This window comes from Paucidesulfovibrio longus DSM 6739, assembly GCF_000420485.1.
Taxonomy (GTDB): domain Bacteria; phylum Desulfobacterota; class Desulfovibrionia; order Desulfovibrionales; family Desulfovibrionaceae; genus Paucidesulfovibrio; species Paucidesulfovibrio longus.
The window spans coordinates 62,985-86,832 of sequence record NZ_ATVA01000015.1 but is presented as its reverse complement, the minus strand read 5'-3'; the positions used below and the strand labels follow the sequence as shown (position 1 = coordinate 86,832).

Genomic DNA, 23,848 nt, shown 5'->3' with positions numbered 1-23,848 from the left:
CCTCTTTACTGCCTCTTGAAAATGTGAAATATCTTCCGGTCAAACCGGAGGATTGCATGCGTTTGTCCATTGCCGAAACCCTGGTCGGCGGCCCGTATGAGTGCGAACTCGTCGTGGTTGTCGACGTGTTTCGAGCCTGGGCCAGCGCATACGCCGCCCTGGACGCGGGAGCGAAGGAAGTCCTCCTCGCCCGCGACGCGGAACAGGCGCTCGCACTTCGGGGTGACCATCCCGACTGGATTCTTGTCGGAGAACGCGACGGCCGCATGCCCGCCGGATTCGATTTTCCCAACTCTCCCACCATCATGCTGCAACAGAACCTGGCCGCGCGCACCGTGGTGCTGGCCACGGATGCGGGCACGCCCGCGGTTCACGCCGTAGAAAATGCGAAGCGGGTGCTCCTGGGCTCTTTTATCGGCGCCGCGGCTGTGGTAGACGTTCTGGAAAATAGCCCCGCGCCCGAAGTGCTGCTTCTGGCGCCCGGCGACCGGGGCGAAGTCCGCAGCCTGGAAGATACCATGTGCGCAATGTTCCTGAAGAATGCGGTGGAGGGGTATCCGAACAGCTACGAGGCGCTGCGCAAATATTTGCGCAACCTGCCTTCGGCCTCGGTGTTCTTCGACTCCGCCCGTGCGGACGCACCGGAACAGGATTTCGACTTCTGCACCGATCTTGACCGTTTCGACTTCGCCCTGGACGCCGTTCCGGACGGGCAGGGAGTGTTCCGGGTTGAGCGCCGCTGCGATGCGGCCAACGCACCACAAGGAGGCGCGGCTTGAACCTGCTGGAAATTCTCATCGTTGACGACACGCCCATGAACCTCGTCCTCCTGGAGCAGCTCCTCAAGCAGGACGACTGCAAGGTGCGCATGGCCGAGAACGGGCACGAAGCCGTGGAACTGGTCAAGAATCACGATTTCGCCTTGATCCTGCTGGACATCCAGATGCCAGGCATGGACGGCTACGACACCTGCCGGGCCATCAAGGCCCTGGACCGCGGGCGGCACGTGCCGGTCATCTTCGTGACGTCCATCTTCCAGGACGAGGCTTCGGTCAAGCTCGGCTATGAGGCCGGTGCCGTGGATTATCTTTTCCGCCCCGTTGATCCCTACATGCTGCGCAGCAAGGTCAAGGTCTTCCTGGACCTGCATCGCCAGAAGCTGCGCCTTGAGCACGAAATCCACCGACGCAAGCAGGCGGCCGAGGCCCTGGGGCAGGCCGAGGAAAAATACCGCACGTTTTTCGTCAAGGCCGTGGAAGGAATCTTTCAGATGCGCTTCGACGGCACCGTGACCGACGCCAATCCCGCCCTGGCCCGCCTGCTGGGGTACTCGTCGCCCGGCGAGCTGTTGAATATTCCGGAATTGTTCAAGAATATAGCCGTCGATCAGGAGCAGCGCGAGCGCTACCTGTCCATCCTTCAGGAAGAGGGCTACATTTCCAATTGGGAATTCCAGGTTCGGCGGCAGGACGGGGAAATCGTCTGGCTCTCCGAAAGTTCAAGACTGGTTCGCGGCTCCGGGCCCATCCTCGTGGAGGGGGTCATCGAGGACATCACCCAGCGTAAGCTCTGCGAAATCAACCTGCACCGGAAGGCGCACTTCGACGACCTCACGGACGTTCCCAACCGGACCCTCTTTTTCGACCGCCTGGAGCATTTCTTGGAAAGCGCGCGGCGCTACGGCCACAAGGTCGCCGTGATCTTCATCGATCTCAACGATTTCAAGAAGGTCAACGACGGCTACGGGCATCAGGCCGGAGACGAGGTCTTGCGCGGCGTCGCCGACCGCTTCAAGCGGCGCGTTCGTTCTTCCGACACGCTTGCCCGCCTGGGAGGGGATGAATTCGGTGTGCTCCTTTCCGCGGTGGACGACATGGCCAGCGCCGAAAAGGTGGCGCGCGACCTGCTGGCGGCGCTGGAAAAGCCGTTCGAGATCAAGGGCGACCGGCATGTTGTGGGGGCTACGCTCGGCATCAGCCTTTTTCCGGACGATGCCGTGGAACCGGAAGAATTGCTCAGCAAGGCGGATTCCGCCATGTATTCCGCCAAACGGGCTGGGAAAAGCCTGTGCTCCGTCGATTGCGACGGAGAATCATGACCTTTTTGGTGTGGATTTTCGTGTCCGCGCCGCGATGTAGGCCAGGCCTGGAATATCGCTGCACTACATGAAATATTTCACGAAGTTCTTGACGTGACTTGGGTTATGAGGCAAAAAAAAGCACCATTCCGTGTAGGTGGCGTGTGTCCGGGCGGTTCCGGGCCGCCGCGCAAACCAAGGGGTTAGAGGTTCACGTATGGTCTTCAGTTGGTTGCATCTCGCCATAGTGCTGTTTCTGCTCGGCGGGCTTCTGTTTGCGGTCGGCCCGCTTATCCTGGCCGTTCTGCTCGGGCCCAAGGCCAAGGGAGGCGATCTGGGGATGTCTTTCGAATGCGGCATGAAGCCCTACGGAAGCTCCTGGGTCAAATGGGGAATTTCCTACTACTGCTACGCCTTGATCTTTTTGGCGTTCGACGTGGACGTGCTCTACCTGTTCCCGGTGGCGACGGTCTACGGTTCCACCGAAGGCTGGCTGCCGTTCGTCAAGGTGTTCATCTTCCTCTTCGTTCTGGCCGTTTCCATCGTGTACTTCTGGGCTAAAGGGGTGTTTACATGGCCGCGTCGCATCAACCAGTAGAAGAAACGGGCACCCTGAGGAAAACCCTGGGGACCGTCGAACCTGCGCTGGTACAGATTCAGCTCGTCGACAAGATCCTCAATGTCTGCCGCGCCATGTCCGTGTGGCCCATGACATTCGGCCTGGCCTGCTGCGCCATCGAAATGATGAGCACGGGCATGGCCCGCTTCGACCTCGCCCGCTTCGGTGCGGAGGTCTTTCGTCCTTCGCCCCGGCAATCCGACCTGATGATCGTCGCGGGAACGGTGACAAAGAAGATGGCTCCCTCCATCGTTCGGCTCTACGAGCAGATGCCGGCTCCCAAATACGTCATCGCCATGGGCAACTGCGCCATTTCCGGCGGCCCCTTCAAGTTCAAGGATGCCTACAACCTCGTAGAAGGCGTGGACACGCTGATTCCGGTGGACGTCTACGTTCCCGGTTGCCCGCCGCGCCCCGAGGGACTGCTCGAAGGGCTCTTCGAGCTTCAGAAGAAGATGACCGGCGGCAAGCGCTGGTGGCCTGTTCCCGCTTTGAAGGAGGAGGGCTAACATGAATCTGTTCGACGGCCTCCCTCTGGAGTGCAAAGTCAAGGCCGATTTCGCCGCCACGGGGCAAGAGTGGGTCGTGTTCCTCAAGCCTGCCGTGTTGCGCAAGGCCGTGCAGCGGCTGCGCGAGGACGCCTGGCACATCGAGGACGTGCTCGCCCTGGACACCACGGACGGCATTCTCCTTCTCTACCATTTCGACAAGATGTCCCGTCCCGGTCGGATCACCCTGAAGGTGCTCGTTTCGCGGGAAAATCCCAGCGTTCCGACCATCTCCGACATCTTCCAGGGCGCGGACTGGCATGAGCGGGAGACCTACGATTTTCACGGCGTGAACTTCGAGGGCCACGAGAACCTCATCCCGCTTCTGCTGCCCGCGGAAGACGATCAACGCATTGATCCGCCGCTGCTCAAGGACGACAAGAGGCGTCTCGCCTTGAAGTCGGTCATGTCCCTGGGCGAGCCCGAGGTCTGCACCGATGCGATCAAGGCCCTGTTTGCGGACGAGCCCGCGGAAGAAGCCCCCACTGCGGGCTAGGCAACGGAAGGATTGAGCCATGACACGTTACCCTGATATGGAACAGGTCGGCGGCGACTTCTACACCAGGAATTTCGCCAAGAAAGCCCGGCCCGACTCCCTGATTTTGAACCTCGGACCGCAGCACCCGTCCACCCACGGCGTGCTTCGGGTCGTTCTCGAACTCGACGGCGAATACATCCTGCGCGCGGAGCCCGTATTCGGTTACCTGCACCGCATGCACGAAAAAATGGGCGAGACAAAGGCCTGGGGCCAGTTCATGCCCAACCTGGGGCGCGTGGACTACGGCCATCCGCTCTCGTGGAACTGGGCCTACTGCGGCGCCGTGGAAAAACTCGCCGGCATCGAAGTTCCGGAGCGCGCCGAATACATCCGCGTGATCACCCATGAAATGAACCGCCTCACCTCGCATCTGCTTTGGTGGGGCGCCTACATTCTGGACCTCGGCGCGTTCACTCCGATCATGTACGCGTTCGATGACCGCGAAATGCTGCTTGACCTGCTTCAGCGGCCCACCGCTTCGCGCCTGACCTATTCCTACTTCCGCTTCGGCGGCGTCTCCGCGGACCTGGACGAGAAATTCATCGAAGGCACCAAGGCCTTCATCGCCCGCTTCCGCCAGCGTCTGCCCATGTACAAGGATCTGGTCACGGACAACATCATCCTCAGAAAGCGCGTCGAGGACATCGGCATCATCGACCAGGACATGGTCGCCCGCTACGGAGCCACTGGCCCTGTCGCACGCGGCGCGGGCCTTGCCTACGACCTGCGGGTTTCCGAACCCTTCGGCATTTACGACCGCTTCGACTTCAAGGTGCCGACCCAGACCACTGCCTGCTCCATGGGCCGGTATCTGGTGCGCATGGAAGAAATGGAGCAGAGCTGCAACATCATCGAACAGGCTCTGGAGCAGCTGTCCGGCGTCGAGGGACCGTTCCTCGTCAAGGGAGCGCCCAAGCCGACCGCCAAGATGCCCGCCGGCGAAGCCTACTTCGCCGTGGAAGGCGCGCGCGGCAAGGTCGGATTCTACGTGGCCAGCGACGGCAGCAAAACCCCGTACCGCGTCAAGCTGCGCGCGCCGGGGTTCTCGAATCTGAGCTGCTTCGCCGAAGCGTCCCAGGGCATGTTGCTTGCGGACGCCGTGGCGGTTCTCGGCAGCCTGGACCTGATCATTCCGGAAATCGACAGGTAGGGAGCGCGAATGAGTATTCATCCCCAACTCTTGCATTTGATCATCGCACTGGTCATCACGCTGGCCTGGGTCGGCATCAACGCACTGGTGCTGGTCTACCTGGAGCGGAAAGTCGCCGGCTTCATCCAGCGTCGTCCCGGTCCGTTCGAGGCCGGTCCCCACGGCATCATCCAGGCGCTCTTCGACGGCGTCAAGCTGATGTGCAAACAGTTGCTGATGCCCAGCGGAGCGGACCCGATCCTGTATTGGATGGCACCGATCCTGTCCATGCTGCCGGTGATGCTGCTTTTCCTGGTGCTTCCGTACGGCCCGACCCTTACGGGCATGCAGGTCGACCTGGGAGTGCTCTTGATCCTGGCCTTTGCGGGCTTCAACGTGCTTGCCCTGCTTCTCGCGGGCTGGGCCTCCAACAACAAATACGGCCTGCTGGGCGCCGGCCGCGCCGTGGCGCAGTCCGTGGCCTATGAAATCCCGCTGCTGCTTTCGGTCCTGGCCATCGCCTTCATGACCGGCTCGCTCGACTTCGTGGCGATCACCGATGGGCAGGGGCCCTGGCCCTGGCAGTGGAACCTGGTCTATCAGCCCCTGGCTTTCATCATCTTCATCATCAGCGCCGTGGGCGAGACCAACCGCGCCCCGTTCGACCTGCCCGAAGCGGAGTCGGAACTGACCGCGGGCTTCCATACCGAGTATTCGGGCATGGGCTTCGGCCTCTTTTTCCTGGCGGAATACGGCTACATGGTCGTGGTCTCCAGCGTTGCCGCGGTCCTCTTCCTCGGCGGCTTCCAGGGGCCTTTCGGCTCGGACGGCTGGTGGTGGTTCATCCCGAAGGTCTACGCTATCGTCCTGTTCATCATGTGGATCCGGTGGACCTACCCCCGCGTCACCTTTGTCCAGCTGCTGAATATCAACTGGAAGTGGCTCCTGCCACTGGCCACCCTGAACCTTTTGGGAACCGCTTTCTTCATGAAGGTGTTCTAGGGGAGTGCGGTAGAGATTATGAGCGCAGTGAAAGATATCTTCCAAAGCGTCAAAGACCTCTGGAGCCTCTTCGTGGGCCTCAAGGTCACGGGAAAGTACTTCCTCCAGCCCACGGTGACGGTGCACTACCCGCGCCAGACCGTGGACCCGGAAGTGGAACAGACCTTCGGCGGCCATGTGGAACTCGTGCCCAAGCCGAAGAATCCGGCGAAGCCCAAGTGCATCGGCTGCATGATGTGCGTGACCAACTGTCCGAGCGGCTGTCTGACGGTGGTCAAGGCCAAGGCTCCCAAGCCCACTCCCGAAGAGGAGCAGGCCATGAAGGAAGCCGAAGCACGCGGCGAAGAGGTCAAGAAGCCCAAGGCTCCCAAGGAACCGGCCAAGTTTCTCTACGACTACAGCCTGTGCAGCCTTTGCGGCACCTGTATCGAGAATTGCCCGGTTGGATCGCTTCAGTATTCCCACAATATCTATTTTGTCGGCACCAGCAGGAAGGATTTCAAGCTCGACCTGCTGAAAAGACTTGAGCGACAGGCGGAAAACGCCGCCAAGGCGTCCGGGACGGCCCCCAAGGCCGAGACGGCCGAAGCGGCAAGCAAAGAGGCGTAAGGCACTATGGAACTGATGGCTAAAATCGCATTCTGGATCTACGCGCTCATCATCCTGGGCGGCGGGATCGTGGCGGTGGGCAGCAGCAGCCTGGTGCGCGCCCTGATCGGTCTGATCAGCACGCTCATAGGCGTGGCGGGCATGTACATGCTCCTGGGAACTCCGTTCATGGCGTTCATGCAGCTGCTCATCTATGTGGGCGCGGTGGCCGTGCTGATCTTTTTCGCGGTCATGCTCACCGACGCGCACGGGCGCGGCGACGAGAGCGAGGGATCGCCCATCCGGCAACACCTCTACGCCCTCGGCGCGATCATGTCCGTGGGCGGCGTGCTCTCCTGGCTGATCATGAACAAGCCGCCGGCAAGTCTGACGACCCCGGCCGACGTGACCATCCAGCAGCTCGGGCACGGTCTGCTTGAATCCTACTTCCTGGCCTTCGAGCTGATCTCCGTGGTTCTGCTCGTGGCCATGTCCGGAGCCGTGCTGCTCGCCTTGGAGAAGAGGGGGAAGAAATGAGTCCGCTGACACTCTATCAACTGGTTGCGCTCCTGCTCCTCTGCCTGGGCCTGTTCGGCATCGTCCAGCGCAGAAGTCTGGTCGGCATGCTGATCTCCGTGGAGCTGATGCTCAACGGGGCGGGACTGTCCATCGTGGCCGCCTCCCAGCTTACCGAGGCGGACGCCGTTCTGGGCCAGCTGGGCACGCTTCTGGTCATGGGCCTCGCTGCGGCGGAGGCCACGCTGGTGCTGTCCATCATCGTGGTGGTAGCCAAGAGATTCGGGACCACCAAAACCCGTGAAGTTTCCACGCTGAAGGATTAGCTATGACTGAGAGCGCACGCCTGCTTCTGCCCCTGGCGGTGACACTGCTCGCGCCGTACTTCATCTGGCTTTTCAGGAAGGACATCTACAAGCGCGAGGCGGTCTCCCTGATCGCCGGCGCCGTGACCTTCCTGGCGAACCTTTCGTTCGTGCCGGCGATCTTGAACGGCCAGATCCTGTACTACAAGCTGTTCACCATCATGCCGGGCATCTCGGTGAGCTTCTGCCTGGACGGCCTGGGCATCATCTTCGCCCTGATCGCCTCCTTCCTCTGGATGTTCGCCACAAGCTACAACATCGGTTACATGCGCGGTCTGAACGAACACGCCCAGACCCGCTACTACTTCTGCTTCGCCATTGCCATCTTCGGCGCTCTTGGCGTCAGCTTCTCGGCCAACGTCTTCACGCTCTACCTCTTCTACGAGGTCATCACGGTCTTCACGTATCCTCTGGTCGCGCACCACGAGGACGAAGAGGCCTTCACGGGAGCGAGGAAGTACCTGGTCTATTTGATGGGTACGTCGAAGCTGTTCCTGCTGCCGGCAATGGTTCTGACCTACGTGCTTTGCGGCACGCTGGACTTCCAGCTCGGCAACATCGTCACGGGCATGTTCCCGGCCCAGGTGGTGGCGGATCATCCCTACCTCGTGACCGTGACCTACGCCCTGTACATCGCGGGTCTGGCCAAGGCCGCGCTGATGCCGTTCCACAACTGGCTGCCTTCGGCCATGGTCGCGCCCACGCCCGTTTCGGCGTTGCTCCACGCGGTGGCGGTTGTGAAGGCCGGTGTGTTCTCGGTCTGCCGCATCGTCCTTTCGGGGTTCGGTCTGGAGACCATGAACTCGCTCTTCCTGGGCATCCCGACGGCCTACCTCGCGGCCTTCACCATCGTGGTGGCATCGCTCATCGCACTGACGAAAGACGACCTCAAGGCGCGACTGGCCTATTCCACGGTCTCGCAGCTCAGCTACGTCGTGGTCGGCGTCTGCATGCTCACCCCCATGGCGGTGCAGGGCGGCATCATGCACATCCCGCACCATGCCTTCTCCAAGATTACCTTGTTCTTCTGCGCGGGCGCCATCTATGTGGCCACGCACAACAAGAAGATCAGCCAAATGAACGGATACGGCTGGCGCATGCCCTGGACCTTCGCGGCCTTCGGTATCGCCTCGCTGTCCATGATCGGCATGCCGCCCGTCTGCGGGTTCGTCTCCAAGTGGTACCTGGTCAACGGCGCGCTCACCGCGCACCAGACCGTGCTGCTGGTGGCTCTCCTGCTTTCCACGGCGCTGAACGCCGGATACTTCGTACCCATTCTGATCCGGGCCTTCTTCTTCAAGCCGCTGCCCGGTGCAAATTTGGAGCAGTATTCCGAACCGTCCAAGACCATGGTCATTCCGCTCTTCACCACGGCGTTGATCTCGGTCTTCCTGGGCTTGTTCCCGGAGACGTTCCTGAACTTCATTAAGGTGCTCGGCAACGGCATCTTCTAGGGGGCTGTAATGGCGGAACTCACACCGCTCGGCGCTTTCTTCGAGAAGCTGAGGGAGAAGGGGAGTACCTTCCGGACGATCATGTACGTGATCCTCGCGGTCCTCGTCGGCCTCAACTTCATCTGGAACACGCATGAGCCGCATTTCGTGATCGACAAGTATACGGGGTTCTGGGCTGGCTTCGGGCTCGTGTTCGGTCTGGCCATGGTTATCGTCATGAAGAAAATCGTTCAGCCCTTCATCGCTCGGAACGAGGAATTCTATGATTCAGGCGACTAGTTTCATCCATCCATCGTTAGGGTTTCTGGCCCTGGCCCTGGCGTTGCCCTTTTTCAAGGGAGATTCGAAATACTGGCGCTGGCTGCTGCTTCTGCCGCCGCTCATCGCCGTCTATTCGGTCTTCGCCATGCAGCCGGGAGTCTACGGCACGTTGAACTGGATGGGTGAGACGCTCGTCCTCGGCAGGGTGGACAAACTGTCCATCATCTTCGCCCAGGTCTTTTCCATCGTCTCGCTGATCGGGTTCACCTACGCATTGCACGTCAAAGACAAGATGCAGCACGCCTGCGCCGCGCTCTATGTGGCGGGCGGCCTCGGCTGCGTCTTTTCGGGCGACTACCTGACGCTCTTCGTGTTCTGGGAGCTGATGAGCATCGGCTCGACCTTCCTGATCTGGCTGGCCCGCAACGAAGCCTCCACCCGCGCAGGCTTCCGGTACTTCCTGTACCATACGGTCGGCGGCCTGTTCCTGCTGGCCGGGCTGCTCTTCCAGTATCAGGCCACGGGTTCCTTCGCCTTCGAGTACATCAACCCGGCCAATGCGCATTTCTACCACTGGCTGATTCTCGCGGGCTTCTGCGTGAACTCGGCGGTGGTTCCCCTGCACGCTTGGCTGCCGGACGCCTATCCCCGCGGCACGGTGACCGGCTCGGTGTTCATGAGTGCCTTCACCACCAAGACCGCGGTCTACGTGCTTTGCCGAGGCTTCGCGGGCTGGGAGATCCTGGCTGTGGCGGGTACCTGCATGGCGGTGTACGGCGTGCTTTACGCCTGCATGGAAAATAACGCCCGCAGGATTCTGTCCTACCACATCGTATCCCAGGTCGGGTACATGGTGGCGGGCATCGGCATCGGCACGGCCATGACGCTGAACGGCGCCTGCGCCCACGCCTATGCGCACATCCTGTACAAGGGCCTGCTCTTCATGGGCGTCGGCTGCCTGCTTTACGCGACCGGAACCCAGAAGCTCGACGAGCTCGGCGGCCTGGTCGGCAAGCTGCCCTGGGTCATGCTGCTTTATATGATCGCGGCTCTGTCCATCTCCGGCTGGCCGCTGTTCAACGGATTCATTTCCAAGACCATGACCATCACCGGCGCGGCCGAGGCGCATCGCCCCTGGCTGGCTGCGGGCATGGAGATCGCTGCGGTGGGCACGTTCATCTCGGTGGGCATCAAGCTTCCGTATTTCGCCTTCTGGGGCGGGAAGAAGCTCAGCGACCGCACGCTCAAGCCCATCCCCTGGAACATGTATCTGGCCATGAGCATGGGCGGCGCTCTGTGTATCGCCCAGGGCGTCTATCCGCAGATGCTGTACGCCTACCTGCCCTTCGCGGTGGAGGAAATGTACGTGCCCTGGACCACCTGGCATGTGCTTCAGTCCCTGCTGATTCTCGGCTTTTCGGGTCTGGCGTTCTACTTCTGCAGGAAGATCATCACTCCGCACAAGCAGCTCAATCTCGATTTCGATTATTTCTATCGTCTCATCGGGAAGTTGGTATTGTGGCTGGTCTGCCGTCCCCTGGCCTGGATCGACGACCGCTGGACCGAGGTCTATCGTGTCGGCGGTCTTGCCGGGCTGTTGGGACTCGCTTCAGGCTCCGCCTGGTTCGACCGCAAGGGCATCGACACCGTCGTGGACGGGTCGGCCTATTCGGTCATGAACGTCGGCAAGCTTGGCGCCAGGGTGCAGACAGGCCGCTTGCAGGATTACCTTGGGCTGGCCGCCATTCTGGCGCTGTGTGTGTTCGCTCTGGTCTGGTACCTCGCCTAGACCGGAAAAACTAACGGAGACGCGCTTTGGACTTCGGCTATCCGGTTCTGACCACATTGATAGTGTTCCCGCTCTTGGCGGCGGCGGGTCTGTTCATCATTCGCGGCGACGCAGCCGTGAGGATGTACACCATGATCGCTTCCATAGTGGAGCTGATCCTGGCCATCCCGCTCTACTGGTTCAACTTCTCATCCGAGTTCCAGTTCGTCGAGCGGATTCCCTGGGTGGGCGAGTGGGGTCTGGAATACCACATCGGCATCGACGGCATCAGCTACCTCATGGTGCTGCTGACCATCGCCGTGCTGCCGCTCTGCGTGATGTGTTCCTGGACCTACATCGGTAAACGAATCAAAGAGTTCCACTTCTGCCTCCTGTTCATGACCAGCGCCTGCATCGGCGTGTTCAGCGCGCTCGATCTGGTCCTGTTCTACGTCTTCTGGGAGGCGATGCTGGTACCCATGTACCTGCTGATCGCGGTCTGGGGCGGCGACGAGCGCCGCTATGCCTCGATCAAGTTCTTCCTCTACACCCTGACGGGCTCGGTCATGCTGCTGGTGGCCATCGTGGCCTTCCGGGTGGCGGGCGGCACCTTCTCGATTCCGGAGCTGATGACCATGAACTTCAGCTTCCGGTTCCAGTTCTGGTGCTTCCTGGCCATGGCGCTCGCCTTCGCCATCAAGGTGCCCATGTTCCCGTTCCACACATGGCTTCCCGCGGCCCACGTGCAGGCCCCCTCGGCCGGTTCCGTGATCCTGGCGGCCGTGTTGCTGAAAATGGGAACGTACGGCTTCCTGCGCTTCTGTCTGCCCCTGACCCCGGCGGCCAGCGAATACTTCGCGCCGCTGATGATCGGCATCTCCATCGCTTCGATTCTCTACGGCGGTGCGGTCGCTCTCGGACAGACGGACATCAAGAAACTGGTGGCGTACTCCTCGGTGGGGCACATGGGCTTCGTGACCCTCGGCATCTTCCTCTTCAACCTGAGGGGGGTCGAAGGCGCGCTGTTCCAGATGCTCAACCACGGCATCGTCACCGGCGCGATGTTTATGATGATCGGCGCCGTCTACGAACGGAGCCACAGCCGTGAGATCAAGGACAACATGGGGCTTGGCAAGTATCTACCCGCCTTCATGTTCTTCTGGGGGCTTTTCGCCCTGGCCTCTCTCGGATTCCCCGGCACCAACGGCTTCGTGGGCGAACTGCTCGTATTTGTGGGCACGTTCACCGCGAACCCCTGGCTCGGCGCGTGCATCGTGCCCGGCGCGCTTCTCGGCGCGGCGTACATGTTCCGCGTCTCGCTGAAGATGGCCTGGGGCCGTCCGAGCAGCGCCAAGACCTGGAAGGATCTCAGCTCCCGCGAGTGGGTCTTCCTGACCATCCCGGCCGTGTTCGTGCTTTACATAGGCCTGCAACCCGGCATCTTCTTCAAGCTCATCGATCCTTCCATCGAGAAGCTGCTCGACGACTTCCAGAAGAGATCCCAGATCGTGCAGGTGGAAGAAGAACAACCGTTGCAACTGGCCGCCCGCGATCTCTTCGGGACCGCGGAACCGGTGAAGAACTAGGGAGTTGCGAACGTGAATTTCAACCTGATCGCTATCGTCCCGGAATTGTACCTGCTGTTGCTCATCACGGCGCTGTTCATCTTCAGCCTGGGCAGCAGGGACTGGGAACCGCCCGTTGAGAAATGGCTGCCCTTTTTCGCCGGCCTCGGCGTGCTGGTGACCATCATCTCGTTCTGGTCGCCGCAGGGACTGATGTTCTATGGGGTCTACAATGTGGATTCCATGTCCCAGTTCTTCAAGGGAGCCATCGCCTTCGGCTTCTTCGTGGCGGTGGTCAACGCCACCCGCCAGCCGACGTTGGAGGAAGGCCAGCGCGCGGACTACTTCCTGTTCCTGGCCCTGTCCGCCTTCGGCCTGATGATCATCTCCTCGGCCGTGGAACTCATCACCATCTATCTCGCCCTGGAACTCTCCTCCTACAGCCTCTATGCGATCATTCCGCTGCGGGCCACGGACAAGAGAGCCGCCGAGGCGGGCATCAAGTACATCCTCTTCGGCGCGGTGGCCACGGCCATCGCCCTGTTCGGCTTCTCCTACGTGCTCGCCGGAGCGCACAGCAGCTACATCTCCGAAATGGCCAAGATGGACTGGAGCTTCGCGGCCAATCCCATGGCCGTGGCGGGGCTGTCCATGTTCCTGGCAGGCATGTTCTACAAGCTGGCCCTGTTCCCGTTCCACTTCTGGTGTCCGGACGTGTACCAAGGCTCCAGCAACGAGACCGCCGCGTATGTGGCCACGCTGCCCAAGCTCGGCGCGGTGGTGGTGCTCATCCGTCTTGCCGTGCTGCTCAAGCCCGGCATGGAGATCACGACCCTTCTCGCGGTGCTCGGTGCCATCTCCATGACCTTCGGCAACCTCTCGGCCCTGGCCCAGACGGACATCAAGCGCTTGCTCGGCTTCTCTTCCGTGGCTCATGCGGGCTACGTCATGGTCGGTCTTGTCGCGGGCACGGCTCAGGGCCTTTCCGCCGCCGCGTTCTACGCCCTGGCCTACATCCTGATGAACCTGCTTTGCTTCTGGGTCGTCAGCCGAGTGGCCGTGGATGGCCGCAACCTGCGGCTCGACGATCTGAACGGCCTCTATAAGCGTTCTCCGGCCCTGGCTCTCTCGCTGGCCGTGGGCGCCTTCGCCCTGGTGGGCCTGCCGCCGACCATGGGCTTCATGGGCAAGTTCTTCCTGATCACGGCCGCCTGGGACAACGGCTACAACTGGCTGGTCATCGTCCTGGCCGCGAACAGCGCCATCGCCATCTACTACTACCTGAGCCTCGTGCGCCACGCCTACACTCATGAAGCCGACGACGACATGCCCCTGCCCGACACCAGCGCGTTCAGCGTTGCCGGAGCGGGCCTGCTCGCCGCCGTGGTCTTCATCTTCGGCCTGGTGCCCGGCCCGGTCTTCAACATCGCCATCCAGGCGGGCAAGGCCCTCGTGCCGTAGCCTGTCGGCGAACAGCATTCCAGGGGGAACTTCCGCGGAAGTTCCCCTTTTTTTTCTGCCGTGTTATTTCGTACTTGGACGGCACGGGCCGCCAAGGAGGTACTCATGCATGAAGTCAGTCTCGGCAACACGTTGCGGGATTATCTGACCGGAGAGGAAATCGAGGAAACCACCTACGAGGAATTCCGGCAGGCTTTGGCCCGTCTTCTCGTGGAGGAGCTCGGCTACCCGCGCGAACGGCTGCGGGCCAAGGTGCCTTTCAGCTACGAAGTGGACGGGGAGAGGTTCAACCGCAATCTCGACCTCGTGGCCTACGATGACGCGGGCAGACCGCTCCTCGTGGTAGTCTTCTGCTCGGGCTGCGTCGGCAGCTTTGTCCGGGAAACCGCCGTGGCCGCAAGGCTCATCGACAACGGACCCGCTCCTCTGGCATTGGCCACGGACAGCCGGGACGCCGCACTCATTGATCCGGCGAGCGGAGAAGTATTGGAAGAGGGGATGCGGGCCGTGCCCCGCTGGGAAGAGTTGCAGCGCGCAGCGGAAAAGGCGGACAGGACGCCGCTCAGCCCGGACCAGCGGTCCAAGTTGGAACGTATTTTTCATGCATACAACGGCTTTCTTCTGGACAGCTGTTGCAGCAGCGAATGCTGCGGCCCGTTCCAAAAAAGCTGAAGATACGCTCAATGCGTCGCGAGATCCCATTTGCTTTGAGGTTGTCGATGTCGGAACAGTTGACTTCGCAGTTCAAGGATGCGGCCCGGAATATGGGCGCTCATTTGGTGGGGATTGCCGATACTGCGCGGCTGCACGGATTGCCGACCCGGCCCGAAGGGCTGTGGGGGGCGTATCCCCGCGCCGTGAGCCTGGCACTGCACCTTTCCGACGCGGTGCTGGACATGATCGAGGACGTGCCCACGCCGCTCTACCATGAGCATTATCAGGTCGTGAACGCCATGCTCGACGGTCTTGCCGCCCGTTCGGCCTTCTGGCTTCAGGAGAGGGGCTGGTCGGCGCTGCCCATCCCGGCATCCAAAACAGTGGATGCCTCGGAGTTGCGGGGAGCCGTCTCGCATAAAGCCGTGGCCGTGGCCGCGGGGGTGGGCTGGCAGGGCAAAAGCCTGCTGACGGTCAGCCCGGAGTACGGCCCGCGAATCCGGTTGGTCAGCATCCTGACGAATGCGCCTTTTGTCGCGGATGAGCCTTTGAGGAACCGTTGCGCGGGGTGCAGCGCCTGTGCCGACGCTTGCCCTGTCGGAGCCATCCGCAACGTGAACACCGAGAGCCATTACCAACGCCGCGAAGAAGCCTTGTTCTTCGAACGCTGCAAGCAGCGCGTCATGGTCGAAAACAAAAAGCTCGAACATATCGAGCACCCCATCTGCGGGGTATGCATCCGGGCCTGCCCGTGGGGCCGACCGAAAAAGGCCTCGGCACAAGCTGGATGAGTCCAGCGGGATGATGCTCGACGCCACGCACTTCCAAGGCCTTGGGAGCCTTGCGGGTTTGCTGTCGAACTTGTGGGAGAGAGTCCGGTCCGCGAAGCTGGCGCTTGTCGGTCGCAGCCCGACAGATGGATCGGAGCTGGTTAAAATTCTGTATTACTCTCTTCAAGCATTCTTCTGGAATTTTTCAAAGACAGATTCTGTTTCGGCTTGCTTGTAAAGCAGCTCAACTCCGTCCCAGTCAATGTCTGTTTTATAGATCTCAAAGCCAAACTTGGAATGTATTTTGTTTGCCATGGCTTCTTCAGGTAAGGCGCTTGTGCAGAGTCTTATGTATTTTCTTCCTGTTTTTCTTGCTTCGTAAGCGACTTTTGTAAACAGGTTGTTGGCAGCCCTTGCCGAAAGCAGGCCAAGGCGCAGATCAACAGTGGCCCAACCCGCCCACACGGAATCAGGCTCATGGGAATAGAAATAGTATCCAGAAAAACCAATTAATTTGTCGTCGCTCAATGCTACCCAGTAGCGTGGGTTCACTATGTTCTCTTTCAAGAGTTCTTCACTGTTGGTGCCAAGCATGCAGCTTTCCTTCAGCACATTTAGAATCAATTCAGGATTGTCTGATGGAAGATATCTTCTGGCCAACTCCATGGAGTCCGTAAGGTCGGCTTCCGTGATTGGTAGAATCCGTATTTTGCTTAATGACTTTCTCGCAATATTTGTCTCATCAAACTCTTTGTCGATCCGCGAGATGATCTGCACTTCGCTGTCAGGTATGTCGTTTTCAAGTTTTTCTTTGAGTCTTCCAGTCAGTTCAAACATCTCTCCCGCTGTCTTGGCAGGTGTGAAGCCAAGCGTAATGTCGATAATTATCTTCTTGCCTGATTTCCTGGATTTTACACTGTGAAAAGAATCGTACCAGTCATGGTGTTCCGCTAATCTCCTGAGAATTTTCATCTGCAGGTCTTCATCAAGGGTTTTGTCCAGGAGGTCGTTCAGGCTTTCCTTGATCAGACCTACAAAAGCATATCCAGCAGCAAAGACCAACAATATGGCGCAGACAGGGTCTATAATAAAACCCCAAGAAAAATCTCGGAACAATATTGCTGCAAGCAATGATATAAATACAAACATATTAACAATTGCATTCGCGCGGTGCAGTCTCCATTGAGATTTCATTATCGGCGAATTTGAGACTGCGGCTATTTTTTGCACTCTTAGCCATAAGATGATGTTGATGATCAAGGCGATAAAATTGATTGCAAAGCCGATCAGCGAAAAATCAATATTCAAGCTCTGCGGATAATAAATGCGGTGTATTGATAGTGCCGCTGTTGAGATCAAGCCCATGATCACCAATGCGGAGATGACGAGAGAGCCCATGCTTTCCAGTTTCCCGGATCCATAGTCGTAAGATGTGATCTTTCCTTTGATCAATTTGTTGACAATGGTGACAGAGATGATTCCGGAAATGATATTGTATGAATAATCATAAATATCAGTAAAAAGTATCATCGAGTTTGAAAGTATGGCTATCGCTACGACAGGAAGACAGGAAAATACGTCAATAAGCAGCGACAGCTTCAACACCTTGAACTGTAACGGTAGGTTTTCTTTCGCGTGCTCAGTATATGAATTCGTTTGCATATGACGAATATTCCTGATTTTGAGAATTGTTAAGCCTCATGAAATTGACAATGCGAGAAAACGGCGAAGAATCTAGCTTGATCCGAAATGCGCCAAACATTCCGTGCATGGAGGCTGTTTTGCTTCAGCACTGACCCAGTATCGGGTCTCAGTGGTGTTCCGCTCACGTGTACTAGGCCAATGCAAAGATACTTCTGAATCAAACGGAGATAGGAAAGGTCAACTGCGCAAATCGAGATTCGTCGTGCACCGGATTCTGGGAAGGTGGACGGACGGTCAAAGGGGGCTGCCTGGAGCACAGGCGAGCAGCGCCACATACTACGAATGAAAATCCAAGTACAGCAGCATGGAGGGGCGCGGCATTGCGCGGAGGTAAGATCTTGATGCGGAGAAACGCATTTTCAAGCGAATGTTTGTGGGTTTGAGTCTTGGAAATATGGCTCTGAAGGGCATGTTGGAAATATTCCGATGTCGATTCAGTTAAATCAGCTTGTTGCATACATGATCATGGAATTTGAAATCAGCGTTCGCAGGGCGTTGTTCCCGGCACGCATTGTCACATGTCATCGTTTTGAGGTATCGTCGTTTTCAATTTCCCTAGGAGGATACCATGACCAAGCAGGAATTGGCCAAAGCCCTGGCCGCGAGGGCCGGGCTGGATTCGGTCGCCCAGGGCGACAAGGTGATCGACGTCGTATTGGAATCCATCAAGGATGAGTTGGCAGCGGGCGGCACCGTTCCCCTCAGGGGATTCGGCACGTTTTCAACCTCGGAAAGAAAAGCCCGCACCGGACGCAACCCCCAGACCGGGGAACCCTTGCTGATTGAGGCTCGCCGGGTGGCCAAGTTTTCACCGGGCAGCGAATTGAAGAAAGCCGCCTCCTGCCATTTCGGTCCGGACTGGCTCAAGTTCAAGGATATCTGCCTTCTGGCGGGCGACTTGAGGGGCAAGATCGAATCCAAGATCAAGAATGCCGACCAGCTCGGCAAGGACGCCAAGCAATACCTCTACAAGGCCCAAGCCATGTACGAGAACGTCAGCGAGCAGATCAAGAAGGCTTCCGACTCCAGCGGCAAGGCTTGGGTGGACGTCAAGGATGGTCTTGGCAAGGCCTTTGGCGAGCTGAAGGACGCCTGGGAAAAGGCCATGAAGCATTTTTAGGGCTTGTTCGGCTTGAGCGACCGCTTTCGGGAAGCGGTCCTGTTTTCTCGGATCGACACACGCCCAGGTCGTATCGCTTGCGGCGCGCCGGCCTGGAGCGAAGAGCGCGCCCTTTCGTAACGAGCGCGGTGTCTTCCACGCGGGCCATGTTTTCGCCCGCGTGGACTTTCGTTTGGCTCCGGGTTCCCGCGCTCGCTGGCGCCGCCTCCCGCAGTGATGCGCTTGAGCCGGATGAGCCCCAAATAAGCCGGGCCAAGGCCGCAGGACACTGACGACCGCAGGGCGTCTGGAACAATCCGTGGCTTCGAGGGATGTCCCGCGGTCACGCGGTCCGGAATCACCGCGTGGGGCATTGGTCCGGATAAACGACCCCGCGCGAAGTCCGCAGGAGGTCTGGTCTAGTCCTCTTCGGATTCGAAACAATCCTTGGGACAACAGGCCATGGCTTCCCGGATTTCTTCTTCCGTCACGTCCAGGCGCTTCAGATATGGGCGGTCGTTGGCATCGTTCCAGCCGACGACTTCCGGACACATCTCAACGCAGCCCATGCAGCCGTGGCAATGTTCCAGATTCAGGGTCACGTGGCGCTTGCTTTCGGATTCGGACATGTTTGTATCTCCTGCTTCCCTTGAAAATAAGTCCGTCATCTATGCGGCGCAAGCGATGTTTCGGAAAAAGCCGATATCTTTCGCAATGATTGTCTGCAATGCCGGGATGTGGCAAAACAGGGCATGGAATGGGAAGAGCAGATTCGGCGTTGCCTGGTGCGTGAAGGTTGGCTCCCGCATGAGGGCGGAGATGTTGTCCTGCGTTTCCTGGCGCAGGGCGAATACAATGAGAACTGGCTGCTGCTTGCACGGGACCGGAAACGGGTTCTGCGCATCAACCACGGAAGCCAGCTCGGCCTTGCGAATCAGATCGAATATGAATTCAGGGTGCTGAATCTGCTTTCTGGATCGGATGTCACCCCGCGGCCTTTGGCCCTGGCCTCGGCGGTGTGCGGACTTGGGGGCGGCGCGTTGCTCATGGAATACCTGCCGGGCGGGCCGTTTGCATATGAACGCGACGCGGACAAGGCGGCCCGGATCTTCGCGCGAGTGCACTCCGTTGAGATTCCGAAGGATGTCCTTTCGAAGTCTCCGGAATGCGGCGGGCTGGTGTGCCAGCCGGATCCCGTGCGCGACATCGCGGAAGAGAGTCTCGGCCTGATTCGACGTCATTTGCCGAACCACGCCAAGCCGGATGTCGGCAAGCGACTTCTTGCGTACCATGCCGAGATCATGGAACTGCATGCCGCGACCCAAGGCGAATTCATCGGCGAGCCCCAGGTGATCGTGAACACCGAAGTCAATTCGGGCAATTTTCTCGTCGAAGGAGAGCGGGCTTGGCTTGTGGACTGGGAAAAAGCCGTGCTTTCGAGCAGGCATCAGGACTTGGGCCATTTTCTCGCTCCCACGACGACCCTCTGGAAGACGAATTACCGCTTCACGCCTGAAGCCCGGGCGGCCTTCCTGGCGGAATACGCGAGCCAGTGGAAGCGGGAAACCGGGGAAGTCCTTGACCCGGAAGCCTTGGATCATCGTACGGCCATTTTGGAAAAGACCATCCTTCTGCGCGGGTTGTCCTGGTGCTTCATGGCCTATCACGAATATGCCGAGGCGGAGCGGGCATTGCGCAACGAAGACACGTTCGCCACCATCAAACGATACCTGGAAGGCGTGGAATGTTTTTTGGCGTAGCCGATCTGAGCCTTATGTACGGCGACCAGCCCGTGCTTCGCAATGTGAGCTTCCAGGTGGAGCGCGGCGAGGTCGTGTCCATCATCGGGCCATCGGGCGTGGGCAAAACCACCCTGCTGAAGATCATCGCCGGGCTGGAACGTCAGGACGCGGGTCGATTGGAGTTCCTGGAGCCACCGAGCAAGGAACGGCCCGTATTGCTCGTGTTTCAGGATTACCTGCTGTTTCCGAATCTCAACGTTTTCGAGAATGCCGCGTTCGGCCTGCGCGTGCGCAAGTTTCCGCGCGAGGTGGTGCGGGCCAAGGTCCGGGACGTGCTGGAGTATTTTCAGCTTTGGGAGAAACGTAATGATTTCCCCAATCAGCTCTCCGCCGGGCAGAAGCAGCGCGTGGCCATCGCCAGGGCCATGGTGGTGAACCCCATGCTGCTTCTGCTTGATGAGCCTTTCGCCAACCTGGACCGCAATCTCAAGCTCTCCACGGCGGAATTCATCCGCAACACGCAGAAAGCCTTCGGTGTGACAACCATCAGCGTAACCCACGATCTGGAAGAAGCCTTCGTCATGTCCGACCGCATCGGGCTGCTGCTGGAGGGACGGCTCGTGCAGTACGACACGCCCGGCGAGGTCTATGCGCGGCCCGTCAGCCGGGAAGCGGCGGCATTCCTGGGGCCGGTCAACGAGCTGACGCCTGATGCGCGCCGGGCGATCGGCATCTCTGTGCGCGGAGGGGGAGAAGGCGGCGTGTTCGTGCGTCCGGAGTCCGTGCTCCTGCGTGCGGACGAAACCGGTCCGGCTCTGGTGCTGAAGGCCGCGTTCGCGGGGAATCATATGAAATACACGGTGGCCGTCGCCGGGGTCGAAATCATGGCGTACGGACCGGGCAGCGGCTCCGGAAGCTTGCAGCCCGGTGATCGCGTCAGTCTGGAAATTACGGATTGCATCGACCCGGAAAAAAAGGAGCAGCAATGAAACGTCTCGTCGTTTTGATCTCGTTGGCCATGCTTTTGTTTTCGTGTTCCGGCAACGGTCCGGAATCGAAGGACAAGGATTGGACGCAGGCGCTGTGGCCCGAAATCGAGGAGGCAGGCCGGGGCACGACCGTGCGTTGGTACATGTACGGCGGATTTCCCAACGTGAACAAATGGGTGGATACGTACGTGGCCGACGAGATGAAACGCCGCTACGACATCACCCTGGAGCGCGTGCCCATGGATGCGGGCGTCTTCGTGAACAAGCTGCTCACGGAAAAGCAGGCAGGAACAGCTTCCGGCCCCATCGACCTGCTCTGGGTCAACGGCGAGAATTTCAAGAAGCTCAAGACCGCGAATGCACTGTTCGGACCGTATGCGGAGCAGTTGCCGAATTTCGTGAGCCACGCGGACAAGGAACAGGCTTCCATGGATTTCGGTTTCCCCGTGGAAGGCTATGAAACTCCTTTGGGGCAGGCTCAGTTCGTGTTCGAATTCGACACGGCGCGGAGCGACCCGCCGGAAACGTTCGTGGATCTGCCTGCCTGGGTTCGCGAGCATCCGGGCCGTTTCACCTACCCGCAGCCGCCGGACTTCACGGGATCGGCGTTCCTGCGGCAGGCGTTCTACGCGCTCACGGGCGGCTACGAGCAATACATGCTCGGTTTCAATCAGACCCTTTTCGACCACAATGCGCCGCTGCTCTGGGCCTATCTCAACGACATCAAGCCCTATCTCTGGGAAAAGGGCCAAGCATATCCCAAGGACGGCGCGGCCCTGGACACCTTGTTCCAGCGCGGCGAAGTGGACCTGGGCATGTCCTACCACCCCCTGCATGCCCAGAACAAGATTCTCGAAGGAACCTATCCCAAGTCCGTGCGGACCTTCATCATGGCCGAAGGCGCGCTCTACAATCTGCATTTCACGGCCATTCCCTTCAACGCCGCGAACAAGCCCGGCGCCATGCTCCTGGCGAACTTCCTGATGTCGCCCGAGGCGCAGCTTTCCAAGCTGGAGCCGTCGAACTGGGGGGACTTCCCCGCCATCGACCTGGGCACGCTTTCCCCGGAGATGCGTGCGAAGTTCGAAGCCGTGAACCTGGGCGCGGCCACGCTGCCCACGGACGTGCTCACCAGTGCGGTCGTCCCGGAAATTCCTTCGGAATATCTGGAGGCATTGGAGGCGGGCTGGGAGGAGCATGTCCTGCATTGAGCCGGAATGCCGGGCGGGGTGGGGGCGCACGCTGCTGAAGCTGTCGCCCCTTGCCCTGCCGTTCGGCCTGCTTTTTCTCGGCGGATTCGGCGTGGCCGTGATGCAGTCCCTGGGATACGGCCTGCCGTTTCCCCACGACGGCGGAGCGCTCGACGCCTACGCCCGGCTTCTCGAACCGCACTTTTTGCGTTCCTTCGGGCTGTCGCTCTGGGTCGGCCTGCTTTCCGGGCTGCTCCCTGTCTGCATCGGCTCGGCCCTCGCCTATGTGTTCTGGAAGCTGCCGCGCGGCCTGCAACGTGCGGGCGTCGTCTACAAGGTGCCCCTGATCCTGCCCCATGTCGCCGTGGGCTTCATCGTGCTGGTCATGTTCAGCCGCAGCGGTTGGCTCTCTTCGGCGCTGCACGCCGTGGGCCTTCTCGCTGTTCCGGACGACTTCCCGGTGCCGCTCTATACGGGGGGCGTGGGCATGATCCTGGCGTATGTCTACAAAGGCACGCCGTTCGTGATGCTCCTTTCCCTGGCCGCGCTCCGGCGCATGGACCCGCGACTGGTGGAAACGGCGCGCATGTTCGGGGCCGGGGAGTGGCAGGTCTTCCGCCGGGTGATCCTGCCGCACCTCCAGCCCGTGATGCACACCGCGTTCATCATCCTGACCCTCTACGCCTTCGGCGCGTTCGACATCCCCTTTCTGCTCGGGCAGAGCGACCCGGGCATGCTTTCCATCGAGGTCTACAATCTCTACTTCAAGCGCGATCTCGCAAACCGACCCACGGCCATGGCCATACTGGTCTGCATGTTCCTGTTTTCCGTGGCATTCATAGCCGTCTACGTGCGCGTGGCCGCGCGCCTCCAGGCCGGGGAGCGCAAGCTGTGAGGAGGGAATCCGCGCGTGCCGTGCTGTACTTCGCGGGGCTGACGCTGGTCGCGCTCTTCCCTTTGCTGGTGCTGGCAGGATACGTCCTCGCTCCCGGCTGGAGCTATCCGAGCCTTTTCCCACGGGAAACGGACCCCCGCGCCATGCAATACGTCGTTTCCCAGGCCTGGCCGATTGCGCGGCATCTCGGTTCCTCCATGGTCTATTCGCTGCTTACGGTGCTGCTGAGCTTCGCGCTCTGCCTTGCCCCGGCCCACCATCTCGCCCGCCGCCGCTTCGCCTGCAAGCCTCTGGTGGAAGGGCTGCTCCTGGCTCCGGCCCTGGCTCCGGCCATGACCTTTTCCATGGGAGTGCATTTCGCCTTTCTCAAGATCGGACTGGCCGACACCCTGCCCGGCGTGGTTTTGGCCCTGACGACCTTCAGCTACCCGTACATGCTTCGGGCGCTCGTCGCGGGATACCAGAGCTTCGGGGAGGAATACGATCTCTGCGCGCGCAATCTCGGAGCCGGGGTCTGGACGCGTTTTTGGCGGGTGGATTTCCCGCTGCTAGTGCCCGGCGCCGTGGCCGGAGGAACCGTGGTCTTCCTGGTGGCCTTTTCCGAGTATTTTCTCGTTTTTCTCATCGGCGGCGGCCGGGTGCCCTCGTTCACGGGCTATCTCTTCCCGCTGCTGACCTCCTCGGACCGCAGCGTGGCCTCGGTCCTGACCCTGCTGTTCCTGCTGGTCCCACTGGGCCTTTTTGTCCTGGTGGAGCTGGCCGTGACGGCCCGCTACCGGGCGCGCGGGCTGGCCTGAGGCGGAAGAGGGCGGCAGTCCCGGATGCGCGTGCAAAGGCGCGGTGCCCAGGCCCGGCCGGCGCGGCGGCGCAGGTGCCTGGACGGAACATCGGGCTCAAGGCGCGGAAAAAGTAAA

Annotated in this window: 25 protein-coding genes; 23 read left to right on the top strand and 2 right to left on the bottom strand. The window is 60.0% G+C overall.

What is annotated here, in order from left to right; translation table 11 throughout:
* The first annotated feature begins 56 nt into the window (after positions 1–56).
* From G452_RS0111480 to G452_RS0111400, 17 genes are all read left to right on the top strand, one after another.
* The gene (locus G452_RS0111480; RefSeq protein WP_022662405.1) at positions 57–779 is read left to right on the top strand and encodes a 2-phosphosulfolactate phosphatase; all 723 of its coding nucleotides are present in this window, start codon (positions 57–59) and stop codon (positions 777–779) included.
* Positions 776–2,098, top strand: a complete 1,323-nt coding sequence (locus G452_RS0111475) for a GGDEF domain-containing response regulator (RefSeq protein WP_022662404.1) — start codon at positions 776–778, stop codon at positions 2,096–2,098. The genes G452_RS0111480 and G452_RS0111475 overlap by 4 nt, the downstream gene beginning before the upstream one ends.
* Before the next feature lie 196 nt (positions 2,099–2,294).
* Complete coding sequence (locus G452_RS0111470; protein WP_022662403.1) at positions 2,295–2,675, top strand: NADH-quinone oxidoreductase subunit A; 381 nt, start codon at positions 2,295–2,297, stop codon at positions 2,673–2,675.
* Entirely contained in the window at positions 2,651–3,205 is a 555-nt protein-coding gene (locus tag G452_RS0111465) for an NADH-quinone oxidoreductase subunit B (protein WP_022662402.1), read from the top strand. The genes G452_RS0111470 and G452_RS0111465 overlap by 25 nt, the downstream gene beginning before the upstream one ends.
* 1 nt (position 3,206) lies before the next feature.
* On the top strand, positions 3,207–3,740 hold the full coding sequence (locus G452_RS0111460; protein ID WP_022662401.1) for an NADH-quinone oxidoreductase subunit C: 534 nt from the start codon (positions 3,207–3,209) through the stop codon (positions 3,738–3,740).
* A 19-nt stretch (positions 3,741–3,759) separates the two neighbouring features.
* Positions 3,760–4,932, top strand: coding sequence for an NADH-quinone oxidoreductase subunit D (locus tag G452_RS0111455; protein ID WP_027189209.1), 1,173 nt, complete (start codon positions 3,760–3,762; stop codon positions 4,930–4,932).
* A 9-nt stretch (positions 4,933–4,941) separates the two neighbouring features.
* Positions 4,942–5,913, top strand: coding sequence for an NADH-quinone oxidoreductase subunit NuoH (nuoH, locus tag G452_RS0111450; protein ID WP_027189208.1), 972 nt, complete (start codon positions 4,942–4,944; stop codon positions 5,911–5,913).
* A gap of 18 nt (positions 5,914–5,931) precedes the next feature.
* Positions 5,932–6,522, top strand: a complete 591-nt coding sequence (locus G452_RS0111445) for a 4Fe-4S binding protein (protein WP_022662398.1) — start codon at positions 5,932–5,934, stop codon at positions 6,520–6,522.
* A 6-nt stretch (positions 6,523–6,528) separates the two neighbouring features.
* Positions 6,529–7,038, top strand: coding sequence for an NADH-quinone oxidoreductase subunit J family protein (locus G452_RS0111440; RefSeq protein ID WP_022662397.1), 510 nt, complete (start codon positions 6,529–6,531; stop codon positions 7,036–7,038).
* Positions 7,035–7,343, top strand: a complete 309-nt coding sequence (gene nuoK, locus G452_RS0111435; protein WP_022662396.1) for an NADH-quinone oxidoreductase subunit NuoK — start codon at positions 7,035–7,037, stop codon at positions 7,341–7,343. Before G452_RS0111440 ends, nuoK begins: the two co-directional genes overlap by 4 nt.
* Positions 7,344–7,345: 2 nt before the next feature.
* Positions 7,346–8,836: a monovalent cation/H+ antiporter subunit D family protein gene (locus tag G452_RS0111430; RefSeq protein ID WP_022662395.1), complete on the top strand. Its 1,491-nt coding sequence runs from the start codon at positions 7,346–7,348 to the stop codon at positions 8,834–8,836.
* A 9-nt stretch (positions 8,837–8,845) separates the two neighbouring features.
* Positions 8,846–9,115, top strand: coding sequence for a hypothetical protein (locus G452_RS0111425; protein ID WP_022662394.1), 270 nt, complete (start codon positions 8,846–8,848; stop codon positions 9,113–9,115).
* Complete coding sequence (locus G452_RS0111420; protein WP_022662393.1) at positions 9,099–10,886, top strand: Na(+)/H(+) antiporter subunit D; 1,788 nt, start codon at positions 9,099–9,101, stop codon at positions 10,884–10,886. Before G452_RS0111425 ends, G452_RS0111420 begins: the two co-directional genes overlap by 17 nt.
* Positions 10,887–10,912: 26 nt before the next feature.
* Complete coding sequence (locus G452_RS0111415; protein WP_022662392.1) at positions 10,913–12,451, top strand: complex I subunit 4 family protein; 1,539 nt, start codon at positions 10,913–10,915, stop codon at positions 12,449–12,451.
* Positions 12,452–12,463: 12 nt separating this feature from the next.
* A complete protein-coding gene (locus G452_RS0111410) occupies positions 12,464–13,891 on the top strand; it encodes an NADH-quinone oxidoreductase subunit N (protein WP_022662391.1) in 1,428 nt (475 codons plus the stop codon).
* 105 nt (positions 13,892–13,996) lie between these two features.
* On the top strand, positions 13,997–14,563 hold the full coding sequence (locus G452_RS0111405) for a type I restriction enzyme HsdR N-terminal domain-containing protein (protein ID WP_022662390.1): 567 nt from the start codon (positions 13,997–13,999) through the stop codon (positions 14,561–14,563).
* 11 nt (positions 14,564–14,574) lie between these two features.
* Positions 14,575–15,336 carry a 4Fe-4S double cluster binding domain-containing protein gene (locus tag G452_RS0111400; RefSeq protein WP_022662389.1) on the top strand — a complete coding sequence of 254 codons (762 nt, stop codon included), beginning with the start codon at positions 14,575–14,577 and terminating at the stop codon, positions 15,334–15,336.
* Between the two features lie 162 nt (positions 15,337–15,498).
* Here G452_RS0111400 and G452_RS0111395 read toward each other — a convergent pair whose 3' ends face one another.
* A complete protein-coding gene (locus tag G452_RS0111395) occupies positions 15,499–16,977 on the bottom strand; it encodes a cation transporter (RefSeq protein ID WP_022662388.1) in 1,479 nt (492 codons plus the stop codon).
* Positions 16,978–17,587: 610 nt separating this feature from the next.
* Between G452_RS0111395 and G452_RS21140 the strand changes: the two genes are divergently transcribed.
* On the top strand, positions 17,588–18,139 hold the full coding sequence (locus G452_RS21140; RefSeq protein ID WP_022662387.1) for an HU family DNA-binding protein: 552 nt from the start codon (positions 17,588–17,590) through the stop codon (positions 18,137–18,139).
* A 398-nt stretch (positions 18,140–18,537) separates the two neighbouring features.
* Here G452_RS21140 and G452_RS0111385 read toward each other — a convergent pair whose 3' ends face one another.
* Complete coding sequence (locus tag G452_RS0111385) at positions 18,538–18,747, bottom strand: ferredoxin (RefSeq protein ID WP_022662386.1); 210 nt, start codon at positions 18,745–18,747, stop codon at positions 18,538–18,540.
* A gap of 156 nt (positions 18,748–18,903) precedes the next feature.
* Here G452_RS0111385 and G452_RS0111380 point away from each other — a divergent pair, with 156 nt between their 5' ends.
* The 5 genes from G452_RS0111380 to G452_RS21850 are packed head-to-tail and all read left to right on the top strand — an operon-like array spanning position 18,904 to position 23,731.
* Positions 18,904–19,878: an aminoglycoside phosphotransferase family protein gene (locus G452_RS0111380; RefSeq protein WP_235619614.1), complete on the top strand. Its 975-nt coding sequence runs from the start codon at positions 18,904–18,906 to the stop codon at positions 19,876–19,878.
* Entirely contained in the window at positions 19,863–20,849 is a 987-nt protein-coding gene (locus tag G452_RS19230) for an ABC transporter ATP-binding protein (RefSeq protein ID WP_022662384.1), read from the top strand. The genes G452_RS0111380 and G452_RS19230 overlap by 16 nt, the downstream gene beginning before the upstream one ends.
* Positions 20,846–22,060 carry an ABC transporter substrate-binding protein gene (locus G452_RS0111370; RefSeq protein ID WP_022662383.1) on the top strand — a complete coding sequence of 405 codons (1,215 nt, stop codon included), beginning with the start codon at positions 20,846–20,848 and terminating at the stop codon, positions 22,058–22,060. Before G452_RS19230 ends, G452_RS0111370 begins: the two co-directional genes overlap by 4 nt.
* Positions 22,047–22,934 carry an ABC transporter permease gene (locus G452_RS21855; RefSeq protein ID WP_027189205.1) on the top strand — a complete coding sequence of 296 codons (888 nt, stop codon included), beginning with the start codon at positions 22,047–22,049 and terminating at the stop codon, positions 22,932–22,934. Before G452_RS0111370 ends, G452_RS21855 begins: the two co-directional genes overlap by 14 nt.
* Positions 22,931–23,731 (top strand): ABC transporter permease, encoded by an 801-nt coding sequence (locus G452_RS21850; RefSeq protein ID WP_235619613.1) that lies wholly within the window; start codon positions 22,931–22,933, stop codon positions 23,729–23,731. Before G452_RS21855 ends, G452_RS21850 begins: the two co-directional genes overlap by 4 nt.
* The last annotated feature ends 117 nt before the right edge of the window (positions 23,732–23,848 follow it).

Bases quoted from the DNA above. Each gene is read 5' to 3' on its own strand.
- G452_RS0111480 (WP_022662405.1), top strand. From the start codon at position 57: ATGCGTTTGTCCATTGCCGAAACCCTGGTCGGCGGCCCGTATGAGTGC.
- G452_RS0111470 (WP_022662403.1), top strand. From the start codon at position 2,295: ATGGTCTTCAGTTGGTTGCATCTCGCCATAGTGCTGTTTCTGCTCGGC.
- G452_RS0111465 (WP_022662402.1), top strand. From the start codon at position 2,651: ATGGCCGCGTCGCATCAACCAGTAGAAGAAACGGGCACCCTGAGGAAA.
- G452_RS0111460 (WP_022662401.1), top strand. From the start codon at position 3,207: ATGAATCTGTTCGACGGCCTCCCTCTGGAGTGCAAAGTCAAGGCCGAT.
- G452_RS0111455 (WP_027189209.1), top strand. From the start codon at position 3,760: ATGACACGTTACCCTGATATGGAACAGGTCGGCGGCGACTTCTACACC.
- nuoH (WP_027189208.1), top strand. From the start codon at position 4,942: ATGAGTATTCATCCCCAACTCTTGCATTTGATCATCGCACTGGTCATC.
- G452_RS0111445 (WP_022662398.1), top strand. From the start codon at position 5,932: ATGAGCGCAGTGAAAGATATCTTCCAAAGCGTCAAAGACCTCTGGAGC.
- G452_RS0111440 (WP_022662397.1), top strand. From the start codon at position 6,529: ATGGAACTGATGGCTAAAATCGCATTCTGGATCTACGCGCTCATCATC.
- nuoK (WP_022662396.1), top strand. From the start codon at position 7,035: ATGAGTCCGCTGACACTCTATCAACTGGTTGCGCTCCTGCTCCTCTGC.
- G452_RS0111430 (WP_022662395.1), top strand. From the start codon at position 7,346: ATGACTGAGAGCGCACGCCTGCTTCTGCCCCTGGCGGTGACACTGCTC.
- G452_RS0111425 (WP_022662394.1), top strand. From the start codon at position 8,846: ATGGCGGAACTCACACCGCTCGGCGCTTTCTTCGAGAAGCTGAGGGAG.
- G452_RS0111420 (WP_022662393.1), top strand. From the start codon at position 9,099: ATGATTCAGGCGACTAGTTTCATCCATCCATCGTTAGGGTTTCTGGCC.
- G452_RS0111405 (WP_022662390.1), top strand. From the start codon at position 13,997: ATGCATGAAGTCAGTCTCGGCAACACGTTGCGGGATTATCTGACCGGA.
- G452_RS0111400 (WP_022662389.1), top strand. From the start codon at position 14,575: ATGCGTCGCGAGATCCCATTTGCTTTGAGGTTGTCGATGTCGGAACAG.
- G452_RS0111395 (WP_022662388.1), bottom strand. From the start codon at position 16,977: ATGCAAACGAATTCATATACTGAGCACGCGAAAGAAAACCTACCGTTA.
- G452_RS21140 (WP_022662387.1), top strand. From the start codon at position 17,588: ATGACCAAGCAGGAATTGGCCAAAGCCCTGGCCGCGAGGGCCGGGCTG.
- G452_RS0111385 (WP_022662386.1), bottom strand. From the start codon at position 18,747: ATGTCCGAATCCGAAAGCAAGCGCCACGTGACCCTGAATCTGGAACAT.
- G452_RS19230 (WP_022662384.1), top strand. From the start codon at position 19,863: ATGTTTTTTGGCGTAGCCGATCTGAGCCTTATGTACGGCGACCAGCCC.
- G452_RS0111370 (WP_022662383.1), top strand. From the start codon at position 20,846: ATGAAACGTCTCGTCGTTTTGATCTCGTTGGCCATGCTTTTGTTTTCG.
- G452_RS21855 (WP_027189205.1), top strand. From the start codon at position 22,047: ATGTCCTGCATTGAGCCGGAATGCCGGGCGGGGTGGGGGCGCACGCTG.